This window comes from Pseudomonas saponiphila (assembly GCF_900105185.1).
Taxonomy (GTDB): Bacteria; Pseudomonadota; Gammaproteobacteria; order Pseudomonadales; family Pseudomonadaceae; genus Aquipseudomonas; species Aquipseudomonas saponiphila.
This window is the reverse complement of record NZ_FNTJ01000001.1, coordinates 4,394,601-4,409,605: the sequence shown is the minus strand read 5'-3', so window position 1 is coordinate 4,409,605 and position 15,005 is coordinate 4,394,601. Positions and strand designations below refer to the sequence as shown.

At 63.5% G+C, this 15,005-nt stretch carries 14 protein-coding genes and 1 pseudogene; 7 read left to right on the top strand and 8 right to left on the bottom strand.

Annotation, left to right across the window (positions count from 1 at the left end):
• Nucleotides 1-13 precede the first annotated feature (13 nt).
• Nucleotides 14-1,756: a putative bifunctional diguanylate cyclase/phosphodiesterase gene (locus BLV47_RS20720; protein WP_092316636.1), complete on the top strand. Its 1,743-nt coding sequence runs from the start codon at nt 14-16 to the stop codon at nt 1,754-1,756.
• Here BLV47_RS20720 and BLV47_RS20715 read toward each other — a convergent pair.
• On the bottom strand, nt 1,705-2,475 hold the full coding sequence (locus BLV47_RS20715) for a substrate-binding periplasmic protein (protein WP_092316634.1): 771 nt from the start codon (nt 2,473-2,475) through the stop codon (nt 1,705-1,707). The two genes, BLV47_RS20720 and BLV47_RS20715, sit on opposite strands and share 52 nt — an antisense overlap.
• A 139-nt stretch (nt 2,476-2,614) precedes the next feature.
• On the opposite strand from BLV47_RS20715, the gene dnaX reads away from it, so the two are divergent.
• From dnaX to BLV47_RS20690, 5 genes and pseudogenes are all read left to right on the top strand, one after another.
• Complete coding sequence (gene dnaX / locus BLV47_RS20710; protein WP_092316632.1) at nt 2,615-4,708, top strand: DNA polymerase III subunit gamma/tau; 2,094 nt, start codon at nt 2,615-2,617, stop codon at nt 4,706-4,708.
• 66 nt (nt 4,709-4,774) lie between these two features.
• Nucleotides 4,775-5,113 carry a YbaB/EbfC family nucleoid-associated protein gene (locus BLV47_RS20705; protein ID WP_015634779.1) on the top strand — a complete coding sequence of 113 codons (339 nt, stop codon included), beginning with the start codon at nt 4,775-4,777 and terminating at the stop codon, nt 5,111-5,113.
• Between the two features lie 147 nt (nt 5,114-5,260).
• Nucleotides 5,261-5,435, top strand: a pseudogene (locus tag BLV47_RS20700) (NADP-dependent oxidoreductase); the annotation flags it as partial.
• Between the two features lie 57 nt (nt 5,436-5,492).
• Nucleotides 5,493-6,095, top strand: coding sequence for a recombination mediator RecR (recR, locus tag BLV47_RS20695; RefSeq protein WP_016966588.1), 603 nt, complete (start codon nt 5,493-5,495; stop codon nt 6,093-6,095).
• A gap of 107 nt (nt 6,096-6,202) precedes the next feature.
• Nucleotides 6,203-7,351, top strand: a complete 1,149-nt coding sequence (locus BLV47_RS20690; protein ID WP_092316630.1) for an acyl-CoA dehydrogenase family protein — start codon at nt 6,203-6,205, stop codon at nt 7,349-7,351.
• A 107-nt stretch (nt 7,352-7,458) separates the two neighbouring features.
• Here BLV47_RS20690 and BLV47_RS20685 read toward each other — a convergent pair whose 3' ends face one another.
• The gene (locus BLV47_RS20685; protein ID WP_092316628.1) at nt 7,459-8,007 is read right to left on the bottom strand and encodes an adenine phosphoribosyltransferase; all 549 of its coding nucleotides are present in this window, start codon (nt 8,005-8,007) and stop codon (nt 7,459-7,461) included.
• An 82-nt stretch (nt 8,008-8,089) separates the two neighbouring features.
• Nucleotides 8,090-8,824: a fumarate/nitrate reduction transcriptional regulator Fnr gene (fnr, locus tag BLV47_RS20680; protein WP_092316626.1), complete on the bottom strand. Its 735-nt coding sequence runs from the start codon at nt 8,822-8,824 to the stop codon at nt 8,090-8,092.
• 153 nt (nt 8,825-8,977) lie between these two features.
• Here fnr and BLV47_RS20675 point away from each other — a divergent pair, with 153 nt between their 5' ends.
• A complete protein-coding gene (locus BLV47_RS20675; RefSeq protein WP_092316624.1) occupies nt 8,978-9,457 on the top strand; it encodes a hypothetical protein in 480 nt (159 codons plus the stop codon).
• On the opposite strand, the gene hemN is transcribed toward BLV47_RS20675, so the two are convergent.
• The 5 genes from hemN to BLV47_RS20650 all read right to left on the bottom strand — a co-directional run bounded on the left by hemN (nt 9,454) and on the right by BLV47_RS20650 (nt 15,000).
• Nucleotides 9,454-10,836 (bottom strand): oxygen-independent coproporphyrinogen III oxidase, encoded by a 1,383-nt coding sequence (gene hemN, locus BLV47_RS20670; RefSeq protein ID WP_092316622.1) that lies wholly within the window; start codon nt 10,834-10,836, stop codon nt 9,454-9,456. The two genes, BLV47_RS20675 and hemN, sit on opposite strands and share 4 nt — an antisense overlap.
• 148 nt (nt 10,837-10,984) lie before the next feature.
• Nucleotides 10,985-11,668: a sulfite exporter TauE/SafE family protein gene (locus tag BLV47_RS20665; protein WP_092316620.1), complete on the bottom strand. Its 684-nt coding sequence runs from the start codon at nt 11,666-11,668 to the stop codon at nt 10,985-10,987.
• The gene (ccoS, locus tag BLV47_RS20660; RefSeq protein ID WP_060838332.1) at nt 11,661-11,891 is read right to left on the bottom strand and encodes a cbb3-type cytochrome oxidase assembly protein CcoS; all 231 of its coding nucleotides are present in this window, start codon (nt 11,889-11,891) and stop codon (nt 11,661-11,663) included. Before ccoS ends, BLV47_RS20665 begins: the two co-directional genes overlap by 8 nt.
• 21 nt (nt 11,892-11,912) lie before the next feature.
• A complete protein-coding gene (locus BLV47_RS20655) occupies nt 11,913-14,363 on the bottom strand; it encodes a heavy metal translocating P-type ATPase (protein WP_092316618.1) in 2,451 nt (816 codons plus the stop codon).
• 100 nt (nt 14,364-14,463) lie between these two features.
• The gene (locus BLV47_RS20650) at nt 14,464-15,000 is read right to left on the bottom strand and encodes a FixH family protein (RefSeq protein ID WP_092316616.1); all 537 of its coding nucleotides are present in this window, start codon (nt 14,998-15,000) and stop codon (nt 14,464-14,466) included.
• Nucleotides 15,001-15,005: the final 5 nt, after the last annotated feature.

The following is a 15,005-nucleotide window of genomic DNA, read 5'->3' as shown; positions in this document are numbered from 1 at the left end:
GTGATCTCGACTCATGGATGAGAAATACCGCAGGGCCGTCGATGCCGCCGCCATCTTCTCCGAGACTGATCTCGGCGGCTGTATCACCTATGTCAACGACCTGTTTTGCCAGATTTCGGGCTACAGCCGGGATGAGCTGATCGGGGCCAACCACCGGATGCTCAGCTCGGGGCTGCACCCGCCGGAATTCTTCAGCGAGCTGTGGCAGACCATTTCCCAGGGCCGGGTGTGGAAGGGCGAGATCTGTAACCGGACCAAGGATGGCAGCCTGTACTGGGTCGACAGCACCATGGTGCCCCTGATCGACCAGCGTTCCGGCAAGGTGATGCGCTACGTGTCGATTCGCTTCGATGTCAGCGAAAAGCGCCAGTTGCTGCATTCGCTGCAATGGCGGGTCGGGCATGACGTGCTCACCGGTCTGCCCAACCGGGCCTTTCTTTCCGACTTGCTGCATCAGGCCCTGGAGTTCTCCCGCCGAGAGGACATCCCCCTGGCGGTGTGCATGCTCGACCTCGACGGCTTCAAGGCCGTCAACGATGGCTACGGCCACGCCTGTGGCGACTTGCTGCTGGTGGAAGTGGCGGCGCGGCTGCGTTCGATCATTCGCGGTGAGGATGTGGTGGCGCGCCTGGCCGGCGACGAGTTCGTGCTGATCCTGCGCTATGTGCGCGACATGCTGGAGCTGCGTGCAGCGCTGCAACGGGTGCTGGCCACCATCTCCCAGCCCTATTCGATCCAGGGCAAGGACATCAATGTCTTTGCCAGCATCGGCGTGACCCTGTTCCCCACCGATAACCACGACGCCGACACCCTGCTGCGCCATGCCGATCAGGCCATGTACGTGGCCAAGCAGAGCGGGCGCAACCGTTTCCATCTGTTCGATGTGTTGCGTGATCGTGAGGTCATGGTCACCTACCAGACCGTGGAACAGGTGCGTCAGGCGCTGAACGCCGGTGAGTTGCAGCTGTACTTCCAGCCCAAGGTCAACCTGCGCAGCGGTGCGGTGCTGGGCTTCGAGGCGATGCTGCGCTGGCAGCACCCGCAACGGGGCATGCTCGGCTCCCAGGAGTTTCTGCCGCAGGTGGAGGAAACCGACCTGATCGTCGACATCGGCGAATGGGTCATGGACCAGGTGATGATGCGCCTGCAGGACTGGCAGGCGGCGGGCCATGGCTGGTCGGTGAGCCTGAACGTCGCGGCCCGGCATTTCCAGCGCCCGGATTTTGTCGAGCGGCTCAAGGAGATGCTCGAACGCTACCCGCAGGTTTCGCCGGCGTTGCTGGAGCTGGAGATCGTCGAGTCGGCGGCAATCGAGAACATCCAGCGGGTCAGCGATTGCCTCGATGCCTGCCAGGCGCTGGGCGTGCAGTTCTCCCTGGGGCACTTCGGCACCGGGCATTCGTCCCTCAGTTACCTCAAGCGCCTGCGCACCCAGACCATCAAGATCGATCGGCTGTTTGTCCGCGACATGCTGCATGACCAGGATGATCAGGCGCTGATCCAGGCCCTGATAGGGCTGGCCCGGGCCTTTGGTCGGCAAGTGGTGGCCGAGGGCCTGGAAAGCCTGGCCCACGCCGAGCGCTTGATGGCTCTGGGCTGCGAGGTGGCTCAGGGTGACTTCATCGCCGTGCCCATGCCGGCTGACGCGGTGCTGCAGTGGGGATGCGCTTTCCAGCCACCGCAGGCATGGCGCCACGGCGAAATTCAGGGGCCGGCGGCGTCGGAGGTGCTGGCACTGGACATCGGTTCGACGTAGCGCTGGACGATGGCATCGATTTCGCCGGACATTTTCATCTGCAGCAGGGCGCGCAGGATGCGCCGGGCCGGCACTGCCGGGTCGTTACGCACGTAGCAGCTCACGGCCTGCTCCTGCAGCAGCGCGACGCGGTGCAGCGGTTTGCCGGAGGCCTGGGTCTTGTTGAACCAGTCCAGGGTCCATTGGCTGGCGATTGCGTAGTGATAGCGCCCGACCTGGAGTTTTTGCAGGACCTGCTCCTCGTTGCGCGCATCGTCACGAATCAGCCGGGCACTGTCGAACAGCGGTTGCAGGGCGGTGTAGGTGTAGCTCAGCACGGTGCCGATGTGCTGCGTCGGCAAGTCCTGGGGATTGAGCGGAGCCTGATGCGGGTGGTCGCTTACCAGCAGGTTGCGTTGCACGAACAGCGGCACGCTCCACAGATAGTCCCCGGACAGGTTCGGCAGCCAGGCCTGGGCGGCGAAGCAGCGTATGTCGACCTCGCCCTGGGCCATGGCGTTCTGCACCCGGGCCCGGGCCAGGACGTGAAACTCGGGGCGGGTGCCCAGGTGGCGGGCCAGGCTGTTCATGGTGTCGTAAAGGATGCCTGAGGTGGGTTGCTCGCCTTCGATCTCGATGCTCGGCATGGCCCAGCTGTCGGCAATCACAAAGCGTAAAGGCGCCTCGGCGGCTTCCAGGCTGGCGCTCAACAGCAGCAGGGCGCTCCAGGTCAAACGCATAGGGTCTCCCACGGTTAAAACGGCCGAGCCATCCTTGGCAAAATGCAGCTTAGACAGATTAGACAAGCGCGCCGGATGCAATTTCGCCCTTGCTCCGCTAGCATTACCGGCTTCCGCTTTCCAGTTGCGACGGTTTTCGATGAGTTATCAGGTTCTTGCACGTAAATGGCGTCCGCGCTCGTTCCGCGAAATGGTCGGCCAGACCCATGTGCTCAAGGCTCTGATCAATGCCTTGGACAGCCAGCGGCTGCACCACGCCTACCTGTTTACCGGCACCCGCGGGGTGGGCAAGACCACCATCGCGCGGATCATTGCCAAATGCCTGAACTGTGAAACAGGCATCACTTCCACGCCGTGCGGCACCTGCTCGGTGTGCTGCGAGATCGATGAGGGGCGTTTCGTCGACCTGATCGAGATCGACGCCGCGAGCCGGACCAAGGTCGAGGACACCCGTGAACTGCTGGACAACGTGCAGTACGCACCGAGCCGCGGGCGCTTCAAGGTCTATCTGATCGACGAAGTGCACATGCTTTCCAGTCACTCGTTCAACGCATTGCTCAAGACCCTTGAAGAGCCGCCGCCCTACGTCAAGTTCATCCTGGCGACCACCGATCCACAGAAGCTGCCGGCGACCATCCTGTCGCGTTGCCTGCAGTTTTCCCTGAAAAACATGACCCCCGAGCGCGTGGTGGAGCACCTCAGCCATGTGCTGGGCGTGGAGAACGTGCCGTTCGAGGACGATGCGCTGTGGCTGCTGGGCCGCGCCGCCGACGGCTCGATGCGCGATGCCATGAGCCTGACCGACCAGGCCATCGCCTTCGGTGAGGGCAAGGTCATGGCCGCCGATGTGCGGGCCATGCTCGGCACCCTCGATCATGGCCAGGTCTACGACGTGCTGCATGCTTTGATCAATGGCGACGCCAAGGCGCTGCTGGAAGCGGTGCGTCATCTGGCGGAGCAAGGCCCGGACTGGAACGGCGTACTCTCGGAAATTCTCAACGTGCTGCATCGGGTAGCGATCGCCCAGGCCCTGCCGGAAGGGGTCGACAACGGTCATGGCGACCGTGATCGGGTGCTGGCCCTGGCCCAGGCGCTGCCGGCCGAAGACGTACAGTTCTATTACCAGATGGGCCTGATCGGCCGCCGCGACCTGCCCTTGGCGCCGGACCCGCGAGGGGGCTTCGAGATGGTCCTGCTGCGGATGCTGGCCTTCCGCCCGGCGGATACCGCGGATGCGCCGAGACAGCCGCTAAAGCCAGTGGGGATCAGCCAGGCCACAGTTGATTCCGCCCAAGCCGTGGCGGCACCCGCTCCTGCGGTGCCTGTGGCTGCCGTTGCTCCGATTGCCAGCGCGCCGGTCGCGGCTGCCGCGTCCATTCCAGTGCCAGTGCCAGTGGCCGCTCCCGTGCCTGTCGTGCCGGAGGTGACTCAAGCGCTGGTCGTTGAACCAGAGCCGGCGGTCGCTGAAGAAGTGATCGACCTGCCTTGGAATGATCCGGTAGAACCGCCGGCCGAGCAGCAGGCTGCTGTGGAGCCGCTGCTGGATGTGGTGGCCGAACAGCCCGAGCTGACGCCGATGCCGACTCCTGCACCGGACAGCGTGGTGCCGGACGCGCCGGAGTGGGTCAGTGCGCCGGTGCCCGAGCCGAGCGTGGCCGAAGTCGATGCCGCCACACCGGGAATCGACCTGGACGACGAACCGCCCCTGGACGAGGACTACATCGAGCCGGACATGGATTCGGCCTACAGCTACCTCGACGAGCTGGCCAGTGAGCACGCCGCCGAACCGGCCCCGGAACCCGAGCCGGAGCCCGCCGCCAAGCCGGCCACCGGCCTGGCCCTGGAGTGGCTGGAACTGTTTCCGAAGCTGCCGATTTCCGGCATGACCGGTAGCATCGCTGCCAACTGCACCTTGATGGCTGTGGATGGCGACAATTGGCTGCTGCACCTGGACCCGGCCCATAGCGCGCTGTTCAACGCCACTCAGCAGCGGCGCCTCAACGATGCGTTGAACCAGTACCATGGCCGCACCCTGAACTTGGCCATCGAGCTGATCAAGCCCGAGCAGGAAACCCCGGCCCAGGCGGCTTCACGGCGCCGCGCCGACCGTCAGCGCGAGGCGGAGGATTCGATCCACGGCGATCCGTTCATCCAGCAGATGGTCCAGGAGTTCGGCGCCTTGGTGCGCCACGATACTATTGAACCTGTCGAGGCCCCGGCCGCGCAGGGTTGATTGCTTAAAGGGCGTCGGGCCGCGAGCCGGGCGCTGTTTCCATCCCCGTACTTTGAGGTAATTCCCATGATGAAAGGTGGCATGGCCGGCCTGATGAAGCAGGCACAGCAGATGCAGGAAAAAATGGCCAAGATGCAGGAAGAACTGGCCAACGCTGAAGTCACCGGCAAGGCCGGCGGCGACATGGTCACTGTGGTCATGACCGGTCGTCACGACATCAAGCGCGTAAGCATCGACCCGAGCCTGCTCGAAGGCGTCAGCGAAGATGACCGTGAAGTGCTGGAAGACCTGTTTGCTGCGGCGGTCAACGATGCCGTGCGCAAGATCGAGTCCAACAGCCAGGAAAAAATGTCCGGCATGACCGCCGGCATGCAACTGCCTCCAGGCATGAAGCTGCCGTTCTGATTCGCCCCGGCGCTTCGGATGGATGCACACAAGCCAGGCTTCGAGCCTGGCTTTTTTGTGCCGTCGAACAACCCCGCTTGGAAGGAGTGAACCTCATTGTCCCTTTGGGGAGGCTGCGCCCTATACCGTCCTCGCCAATCCTTGAAGCCAGATCGCCTGCCGCTGTTGCAGTGCGTCTTGTTGGCCAAGCGGGTACGGCGACCGTCATCCGCAATTCATCAGGGCCATGGCGCCCCGGGGGCGCGAAGCCTTCATCGGTCTGTTGGAGGGCGGCAACTTCGGCAAGCTGATGGTCAAGGTTGCGCCGGACGCGAGCATTTGACGCTATGCCGAGGCGCGGGTATAAACCGCGTCTCGTCGTTTTGTCGGACCTTTGCCCATGAGCTTCAGCCCCCTGATTCGCCAACTGATCGACGCCCTGCGCACTTTGCCAGGCGTGGGTCAGAAAACCGCCCAGCGCATGGCCTTGCAACTGCTTGAGCGTGATCGCAGCGGCGGCTTGCGTCTGGCCCAGGCCCTGAGCCAGGCCATGGAGGGGGTCGGGCACTGCCGTCAATGCCGGACCCTGACCGAAGACGAACTGTGCCCGCAATGTGCCGATCCGCGCCGTGATGACACGCTGCTGTGCGTGGTGGAAGGTCCTATGGATGTCTATGCGGTGGAGCAGACCGGCTATCGCGGTCGTTACTTCGTGCTCAAGGGCCATTTGTCGCCTCTGGATGGCCTGGGCCCGGAAGCCATCGGCATTCCGCAGTTGTTGGCGCGGATTGAGGAGCAGGGCAGCTTTACCGAGGTCATCCTGGCCACCAACCCGACGGTAGAGGGCGAAGCCACGGCCCACTACATTGCCCAACTGCTGACCAACAAAGGCCTGATCACCTCGCGCATCGCCCATGGCGTGCCGCTGGGTGGCGAGCTGGAGCTGGTGGACGGCGGCACCCTGGCCCACTCCTTTGCCGGTCGCAAACCCATAGCCCTGTAGCCTTCGTTGGCCAGAGCCGGCTTACCGGCTGGCGCGGAGATACGGATCGTCTTGAAAACCAAGCAAGCGCTTGGTAAGTTCCCTCGACCCTTCAGAGGAGCTTGCCGATGTCTGCCTGCCAGGAATACTTCGATCCCAGCCACCAGTTGGTCCGCGACAGCGTGCGACGTTTCGTCGAGCGCGAAATTCTCCCCGAGATCCAGCAGTGGGAGGAGGCCGAAAGCTTTCCCCGTGAGCTGTATCTCAAGGCCGGTGCCGCCGGGATTCTCGGTATCGGCTATCCCGAAGCCCTGGGCGGCAGTCACGAAGGTGATCTGTTCGCCAAGATCGCCGCCAGCGAAGAGTTGATGCGCTGCGGCTCCGGCGGCTTGGTGGCAGGACTGGGGTCACTGGATATCGGCCTGCCGCCCATCGTCAAATGGGCCCGTCCCGAAGTGCGCCAGCGGGTTGTGCCCCAGGTGCTGTCCGGAGAGAAGACCTGCGCGCTGGCGGTGACCGAGCCCAGTGGCGGATCGGATGTGGCCAACCTGCAGACCCGTGCCGTGCGCGACGGTGATCATTATCGGGTCAGCGGCAGCAAGACCTTCATTACCAGCGGCGTGCGCGCCGATTACTACACCGTCGCGGTGCGCACCGGAGAACCGGGCTATGGCGGCATCAGCCTGCTGCTGATCGAGAAGGGCAGTCCCGGCTTCACGGTGGGCCGGCAGCTGAAAAAGATGGGCTGGTGGGCCTCGGATACCGCCGAGCTGTTCTTCGACGATTGTCGGGTGCCGGTGGGCAACCTGATCGGTGCCCAGGACATGGGCTTTGCCTGCATCATGGGCAACTTTCAGAGCGAGCGCCTGGCCCTGGCGCTGATGGCCAACATGACCGCGCAGATGGCACTGGAGGAGAGCCTGAAGTGGGCCCGGGAGCGCGAGGCGTTCGGCAAGCCCATCGCCAAGTTCCAGGTGCTCAAGCATCGTCTGGCGGAGATGGCCACGGCCCTTGAGGTGTCCCGGGAATTCACCTATCGCCAGGCAGCGCAGATGGCTGCTGGCAAAAGCGTGATCAAGGAGATTTCCATGGCCAAGAACTTCGCCACCGACACCGCCGACCGTATCACCCACGATGCGGTGCAGATACTCGGCGGCATGGGCTACATGCGCGATAGTCTGGTGGAACGCCTGTATCGGGATAACCGCATCCTCTCCATTGGCGGCGGCACCCGCGAAGTGATGAACGAAATCATCAGCAAGCAGATGGGGCTCTAGTCGCACGCTGGAATCAGTAGCAGTTTGTCGTTCTTCTACTCAGACAAGCAGGTTGAGCAATCGGGCCGGCACCGGCAGGCAGCAGGGGGCGACTGTCGGTGTTGGCTTCAGCGTTCGCTCAGAGAGAACTGGGTCAGGCAAAAAGTCGGGATGCCCATGTCTTCCAGCTTCTGCGAGCCTCCCAGTTCCGGCAGGTCGATAATGGCGGCGGCCTCGTAGATCTTCGCGCCCATGCGGCGTACCAGGTTGGCGGCGGCGATCAGGGTGCCGCCGGTGGCGATCAGGTCATCGAACATCAACACCGAGTCGCCTTCGCACAGGCTGTCGGCATGCACCTCCAAGAAGGCTTCGCCGTACTCGGTCTGGTAACCCTCGGCCAGCACATCGGCCGGCAGCTTGCCCTGTTTGCGGAACAGAATCAGTGGTTTGTTCAACTGGTAGGCGATGATCGAGCCGATCAGGAAGCCTCGGGCATCCATGGCGCCGATGTGGCTGAAGTCTGCTTCGACATAACGCTGGGCGAAACTGTCGGCCACCAGGCGTAGGGCCCGGGGAGACTGGAACAAGGGAGTGATGTCACGGAAGATCACCCCGGGTTTCGGGAAGTCGACGACGGGGCGGATTAGGGATTTGATGTCAAAGGAATCGAAGGCCATCTGCAGGTGTCCTGGCGGGCAATTTGGGCCGCGCCAGTATAGCCGCGACCGAGCGGCTTGGCTCAGTCGCGAGTGCCGTGGATCAGCCTTCCACCGAGCCCCCGGCCAGGGCGCACAGCTGGATCGGATCGAGGATGTGCACTTCCTTGCCTTCGGCGGCAATCAGTTCGTTCTGCTGGAAGCGGGTGAACACCCGGGATACGGTTTCCACCGCCAGGCCCAGGTAGTTGCCGATTTCGTTGCGCGACATGCTCAGGCGGAACTGGTTGGCCGAGAAGCCGCGGGCGCGGAACCGGGCCGACAGGTTGACCAGGAAGGTGGCAATGCGTTCGTCGGCGGTCTTTTTCGACAGCAGCAGCATCATTTGCTGGTCATCGCGGATTTCCCGGCTCATGACACGCATCAGTTGGCGACGCAGTTGCGGCAGTTGCAGGGCCAGTTCGTCGAGACGTTCGAAGGGGATTTCACATACCGAAGTGGTTTCCAGGGCCTGGGCCGAAACCGGATGGCTTTCAGTGTCCATGCCGGACAGCCCCACCAGCTCGCTGGGCAGGTGGAAACCGGTGATCTGCTCTTCGCCGCCGTCGCTGAGGCTGAAGGTTTTCAGGGCGCCGGAACGCACGGCATACACCGAATCGAAGCCGTCACCCTGACGGAACAGAAATTCGCCTTTTTTCAATGGGCGGCCACGTTTGACGATTTCGTCCAGCGCGTCCATGTCTTCCAAATTCAAGGAAAGTGGCAGGCACAGAGGGGCCAGGCTGCAATCCTTGCAATGGGCCTGGTTATGAGCGCGCAGTTTAACTGGCTCGGACATTCTAGAATCCTTGTGGGAAAACACACATAAGCCGTAAGGGTAACTCACGGGAGGAGGTTCCGGCCAGTCCGTGCCGTATTGACTGTGAGTCGTAAAGCAATCCTTTTGTGGGTCGATAACCTGTTAACGAAAACAACTTGGAGCGCCGCAACTATGTCCTTTGTTGGCGGTATTACTAATGGCAGCAATAACTTGCAGCTACTTTCTGAATCTTCGAAAAGCAACGAGGCCGATGAACTAAGAGGTTCGTCATTAGTTGCAGAGCCGGTGCTCGGAGAGGGCGTCAAAGTGTCGCTGTCGGGGGCCGGACTGCAGAAATCCTCCCGTGCTGCGGGCGATGACAGTGACATCGAGGAAAGCGGCCTGCCCGAAAATATTCAAAAGCTCCTCAAAATGATCAGAAAATTGCAACAACAGATTGCTGAAAAGCTGGCCCAGCTTCAGGCCGTCATGGCCGACAAGCGCCTGAGCCCGGATGAGGTCAAGGCCAGGATCGGCAGCCTGCAAACGGCCCTGGCGGCCCTCAACAGCGGATTACTGACCGCCAACGCCTCATTGGCCAAGGCGATGAGGGATGCCGGCTTGAGCCCCGAGCAGGTGGTGAAGGCCTCTGCTTTGCTCATGAAATCCTAGATAACCCGAGAAAAACGCTGGCGATTCTGCTGCCCCAAGTAAGCATCGAAGATCATGCATACCGAACGCACCAACAGGCGTCCCGCCGGAAGTACGGTGATGGCCTCGGGGCTTAGTTGAATCAGCCCATCGTCGTCCATCTCCTGCAAGTCCGGCCATAGTTCATTGAAGTAGCCGCGAAAGTCGATATTGAAGGCTTTCTCTATATCTTCGAACTTAAGACTAAAGTTGCAGATCAGTTGTTGAATAACTTCACGGCGCAGACGGTCGTCGGCATTGCAGACCAGGCCGCGACTAGTGGCCAGTTGTGCGCCCGCCAAGGCATTTTGATAGTGCGTCAGATCGCTGCTGTTCTGGCAATAGAGATCACCGATCTGGCTGATCGCGGAAACGCCCAAGCCGATCAGGTCGCAATGGCCATGAGTGGTGTAGCCCTGGAAGTTGCGCTGTAGGGTCGATTCTTCTTGGGCGATCGCCAACTCGTCATCGGGAAGGGCGAAATGGTCCATGCCGATGTAGCGATAACCGGCAGCGGTCAGCTGTTCGATGGTGCGTTGCAGCATTTCCAGTTTCTCTGCCGGGGCCGGCAGTTCACTGCCGTTGATCCGTCGTTGCGGCATGAAGCGCTCGGGCAGGTGGGCGTAGTTGAACACCGAGAGCCGGTCGGGCTGCAGGCTGATGACTTCTTCCACGGTGCGGGCAAAGTGTTCCGCAGTCTGTTTGGGCAGGCCGTAGATCAGGTCGATGTTGATGGAGCGAAATTGCAGGGTGCGAGCCGCCTCGATCACCGCTCGGGTTTCCTCCAGGCTCTGCAGGCGGTTGACTGCGCGCTGCACGGCCGGGTCCAGGTCTTGTAGACCGATGCTGACCCGGTTGAAGCCCAGCTCTCGCAGCAGACCCATAGTCGACCAGTCGGCTTCGCGAGGGTCGATCTCGATACCGTAGTCGCCGGAGTCATCTTCGAGCAGGTTGAAATGCTTGCGCAGCAAGGCCATCAGCTGGCGCAACTCGTCGTGATTGAGAAAGGTCGGAGTGCCGCCGCCGAAGTGCAACTGCTCGACCCGCTGGTTGGGCGCCAGGTGGCAGGCGATCAGTTGCATCTCCTGTTCCAGGCGTTGCAGGTAGGGCAGGGCACGGCTGCGATCCTTGGTGATGACCTTGTTGCAGGCGCAGTAGTAGCAGATGTTGGCGCAGAACGGGATGTGCACGTACAGCGACAGCGGGCGCTGGGCCTTGCGGCTGTCACGCAGGGCGTGCAGCAGATCGAAGGCGCCGACCTGGCTGTTGAATTGCACGGCGGTCGGGTACGAGGTGTAGCGCGGTCCCGCCAGGTCATAGCGGCGGATCAGATCTGTGTCCCAACGAATGGCGTCGAGCATGCGGGAATTCCCCCGGATAGGCTGGCAGTGTTCGCGAGTCTAGGAGGTTAGGGGCGCGGCCATCTTGACTTGTATCAAGGGTGTTCGGGAGCTGCCGGGGTAGCGCCGGCGGGGCGTGCGAGCCCGGTTGCCGGGCTCGGTCCCGGGGTCAGTGGCCCATCAGCCAGTGCTGGTGAGGACCGGGCAGGGTCCAGAGGCCGAAGAGAATGACCAACAGGCCACCGGCCAGGCGCACGCTGCGCCGCCGCAACAGGGCCGTGACCCGCTCCGCCGCCAGGCCGGTGGCCAGCAGGACCGGCCAGGTGCCGAGGCCGAAGGCCAGCATCAACAGGGCGCTGTCGAGGGCATTGCCCTGGCTCGCCGACCACAGCAGGGTGCTGTACACCAGGCCGCAGGGCAGCCAGCCCCAGAGCGCCCCGAGGAGCAATGCGCGAGGCAGGCTGGACACCGGCAACAGACGATTGGCCACTGGCTGGATATGCCGCCACAGGCCCTTGCCCAACCCTTCGATGCGGGTCAGGCCGCTCCACCACCCGGCGAGGTACAGGCCCATGGCAATCAAAAGCAGTCCGGCCAGTATCCGCATGAACAGCGCGACCGGGCTGTTGGCCACCGCCCAGCCGGCCAGGCCCAGCAACAGGCCGGCCAGGGCATAGCTGAGGATGCGACCCAGGTTGTAGGCCAGCAACAGGCGAAACCGCCGGCTGCGCTGTTCCCGGGGGATCGCCAGGGTCAGGGCGCCCATCAGGCCGCCGCACATGCCCAGGCAGTGACCGCCGCCCAGCAGGCCGAGTATCACCGCAGAAACCAGCAGGGGCGCCAGTTCAAGCATGGGGTGGTTCCGTTTTGCGGGTGGCTTCGGTCGGGGCGTCGGGCTGGCCCTTGGCTTCGTCCACCGCGGCGGTGTGGCTTGGGTCCTGGTCGTCGAACAGGATGCTGTGGGCCGGACCGTCGAGGTCGTCGTACTGACCGCTGTCCACGGCCCAGAAGAAGATGTAGATGGCGATGGCCACGATCAGCAGAGCGGCCGGGATCATCACATAAAGAGCTGGCATCTGGACTCCAGGCCCGGCGGCTCAGGCCGGCAACGGGCGGGGTTCGGGGGTACTGGCACTGGCGGCCGGCCGCGGCATGCGGGTCAGGCGCAGGGCATTGAGCACCACGGTCAGGGAACTGATGGACATGCCGACCGCGGCCCACACCGGGGTGATCCAGCCGAGGGCGGCGAACGGCAGCATCAGGCCATTGTACAGTCCGGCCCAGAGCAGGTTCTCGATAATCACCCGACGGGTCCGGCGCGCCAGGCTGAAGGCCTGCACCAGTGCGTCCAGGCGATTGGACAGGAGCACCGCATCGGCGCTGGTCTTGGCCAGGTCGGTGGCTGAACCCATGGCGACACTGATATCGGCGGCGGCCAGCACCGGGACGTCGTTGACGCCATCGCCAAGCATCAACACTTTACGGCCCTGTTGATGCAGTTGTTGCAATACCTGCAGTTTGTCGTCCGGACGCAGGCCGCCCCGGGCCTCGTCGATCTGCAGCTCGGCCGCGACGCTGGCGACCATCGGCGAGCTGTCTCCGGACAGCAGCAGGGTATGCCAGCCGCGAGCCTTGCAGGCGGCCAGGAGCGCGGGGGCGTCGCTGCGCAGCCGGTCATCGAGCACCAGCCAGGCGAGGGCGCCCTGGCTATCCCCCAGCAACAGCCACTGCCCGGCTTCGTCGGGCATGCTCGGTACCGGGCAGCCGCTGAGTTCGCAGACGAACGTTGGCTGGCCGATGCGCAGGCGCTGTTCACCCACCAGGCCTTCCAGGCCCAGGCCTGGGCTGCTGGTGACGTCTTGCGCGGCTACCGGGGCCCGGCCGAAGGCTCGTGCGATCGGGTGTTCGGAGCGGTTCTCCAGGGCGGCGGCGAGACTCAGGCAGGCATCGCTGGACAAGCTCCCCAGGGGGCGGATGGCGCGCAAAGCCAGGCGCCCTTCGGTCAGGGTGCCGGTCTTGTCGAAAATCACTGTGTCGATCTGGTTCAAGCCTTCCAACACATGGCCACGGGTCAGCAGCAGACCAAGCTTGTGCAAGGTGCCGGTGGCGGCGGTCAGGGCGGTGGGGGTGGCCAGGGACAGCGCGCAAGGGCAGGTGGCGACCAGCATGGCCAGGACGATCCAGAAGGCTCGCGAAGCGTCCAGTTGCCACCACAGCAGGCCGATGGCTGCAGCTGCGATCAGCGAGAACAACAGGAACCACTGGGCCGCACGGTCGGCCACTTCGGCCAGTCGGGGTTTTTCCGCCTGGGCACGGTCCAGCAGGCGGACGATGGCGGACAGTCGGGTGTCCTGGCCCAGGGCCTGAACTTCCACCGTCAGCGCGCCTTCGACGTTCAGGGTGCCGGCAGTGACGCTGTCTCCCAGGCTGCGTGGCTGTGGCAGGTACTCGCCGGTGAGCAGGGATTCGTCGATGCTCGACTGGCCATCGAGGATCTTGCCATCGGCCGGCAGCACCGCGCCGGGGTGTACCAGCACCCGGTCGCCCAGGCGCAGTTCGGTGAGCAGGATACGTTCACTCTGACCGTCCTGGCCCAGGCGCAGGCAGGAGGCAGGCAACAGGTTGACCAACTGCGCGGTGGCTGCTGCGGTGCGTTCCCGGGCCCGACGTTCCAGGTAACGGCCGGCGAGGAGGAACAGGGCGAACATGCCTACAGCGTCGAAGTACAGTTCGCCGACACCGCTGATGGCGGTCCAGATGCCCGCCAGGTAGGCCCCGCCTATGGCCAGGGATACCGAGACATCCATGGTCAGGTGACGGGTACGCAAGTCACGCATGGCGCCTTTGAAGAAGGGCGCGCAGCTGTAGAAGACGATCGGGGTGGTGAGGAACAGCGCGACCCAGCGCAGGATGGTGTGCAGTTCCGGGCTCAGGTCGATATTGAATTCCGGCCAGGTGGCCATGGTTGCCATCATTGCCTGGAACCACAGCAGTCCGGCGACCCCCAGCTGGCGCAGGGCCAGGCGGTTCTCGCTGGCCAGTTGCTCGGAGGCACGGTCCGGCTGGTAGGGGTGGGCCGCGTAGCCGATGTGGCGCAGTTCGCTGAGCACCTGGCTCAGCGGCAGTTGGCTGTCGGCCCAGCGTACGTGCAGGCGGTGGTTGGACAGGTTGAGTCGGGCCTCGGCCACTGCCGGCAGGCTGCGCAGGTGTTTTTCGATCAGCCAGCCGCAAGCGGCGCAACTGATGCCCTCCATGAGCAGGGTGGTTTCCGCCAGTTCGCCCTGGTGACGGACGAAAGGCTGCTGCACGTCGGCACGGTCATACAGTGCCAGCTCGTCGACCAACTGCACGGGCAGGGCTTCGGGATTGGCCGAGGCTTCGCTGCGATGGCTGTAGTAGTGCTCCAGACCGCCGGCGACTATGGCCTCGGCCACTGCCTGGCAACCCGGACAGCAGAACTCCCGGGATTGGCCGAGCACGACGGCGGTGAACCGGCTGCCGGCGGGAACCGGCAGGGCGCAGTGGTAGCAGGGCAGTGGCGTGGTCATCGGCGATCTTTGTGGTCGGGGAAAAACTCATCGCCGGCCGCTCGACTCCAGTCCCGAAAGGGAGGTAGGCGGCGGACCGGCGATGGATGACGGGGGTGGATCAGTTCAGGTCTTCCGCTCCTTGCAGCGGCTCGTCACCCAGCAGCAGGTCCTTGTCGTGGCTGACCTGTTCCTCTTCGAACATGCGCCAGGTCTTGTCGCCTTCGACGCCCAGCAACTCGACGAAGCGTCGGCCTTCGACCTGATCGTTCAGCTGGCCGATGTAGCGGCCGTGTTCGGTTTCGCTGCGGGCCAGGGTGATCTTGCGGTCTTTTTCCGGCTGGGTCGGCGAAATCAGGTTCAGCTCCAGGGTCTTGGGCTGGCTGTCGCCGCTCAGGCGCAGCTCCACTTCGCCGGTCAGCTCGTCCAGATGCACGCTGGCGCGCATCTTCAGGGTCTGGGCCAGCAGTTCGCGATCCAGGGAGCGGTTGATGCCCTTGCCGGCCTCGTAGTAGTTGTCATTGACCAGGTTGTCCGGGTTGTTCACGGCAATGGTCACCATGGACAGGGTCAGGGTCACCGAACAGGCGAGAATGCCAATGATGATCCAGGGCCAGAGGTGTTTGTACCAGGGGCTGGTGGCGGTAGCTGCGGGCATGATCA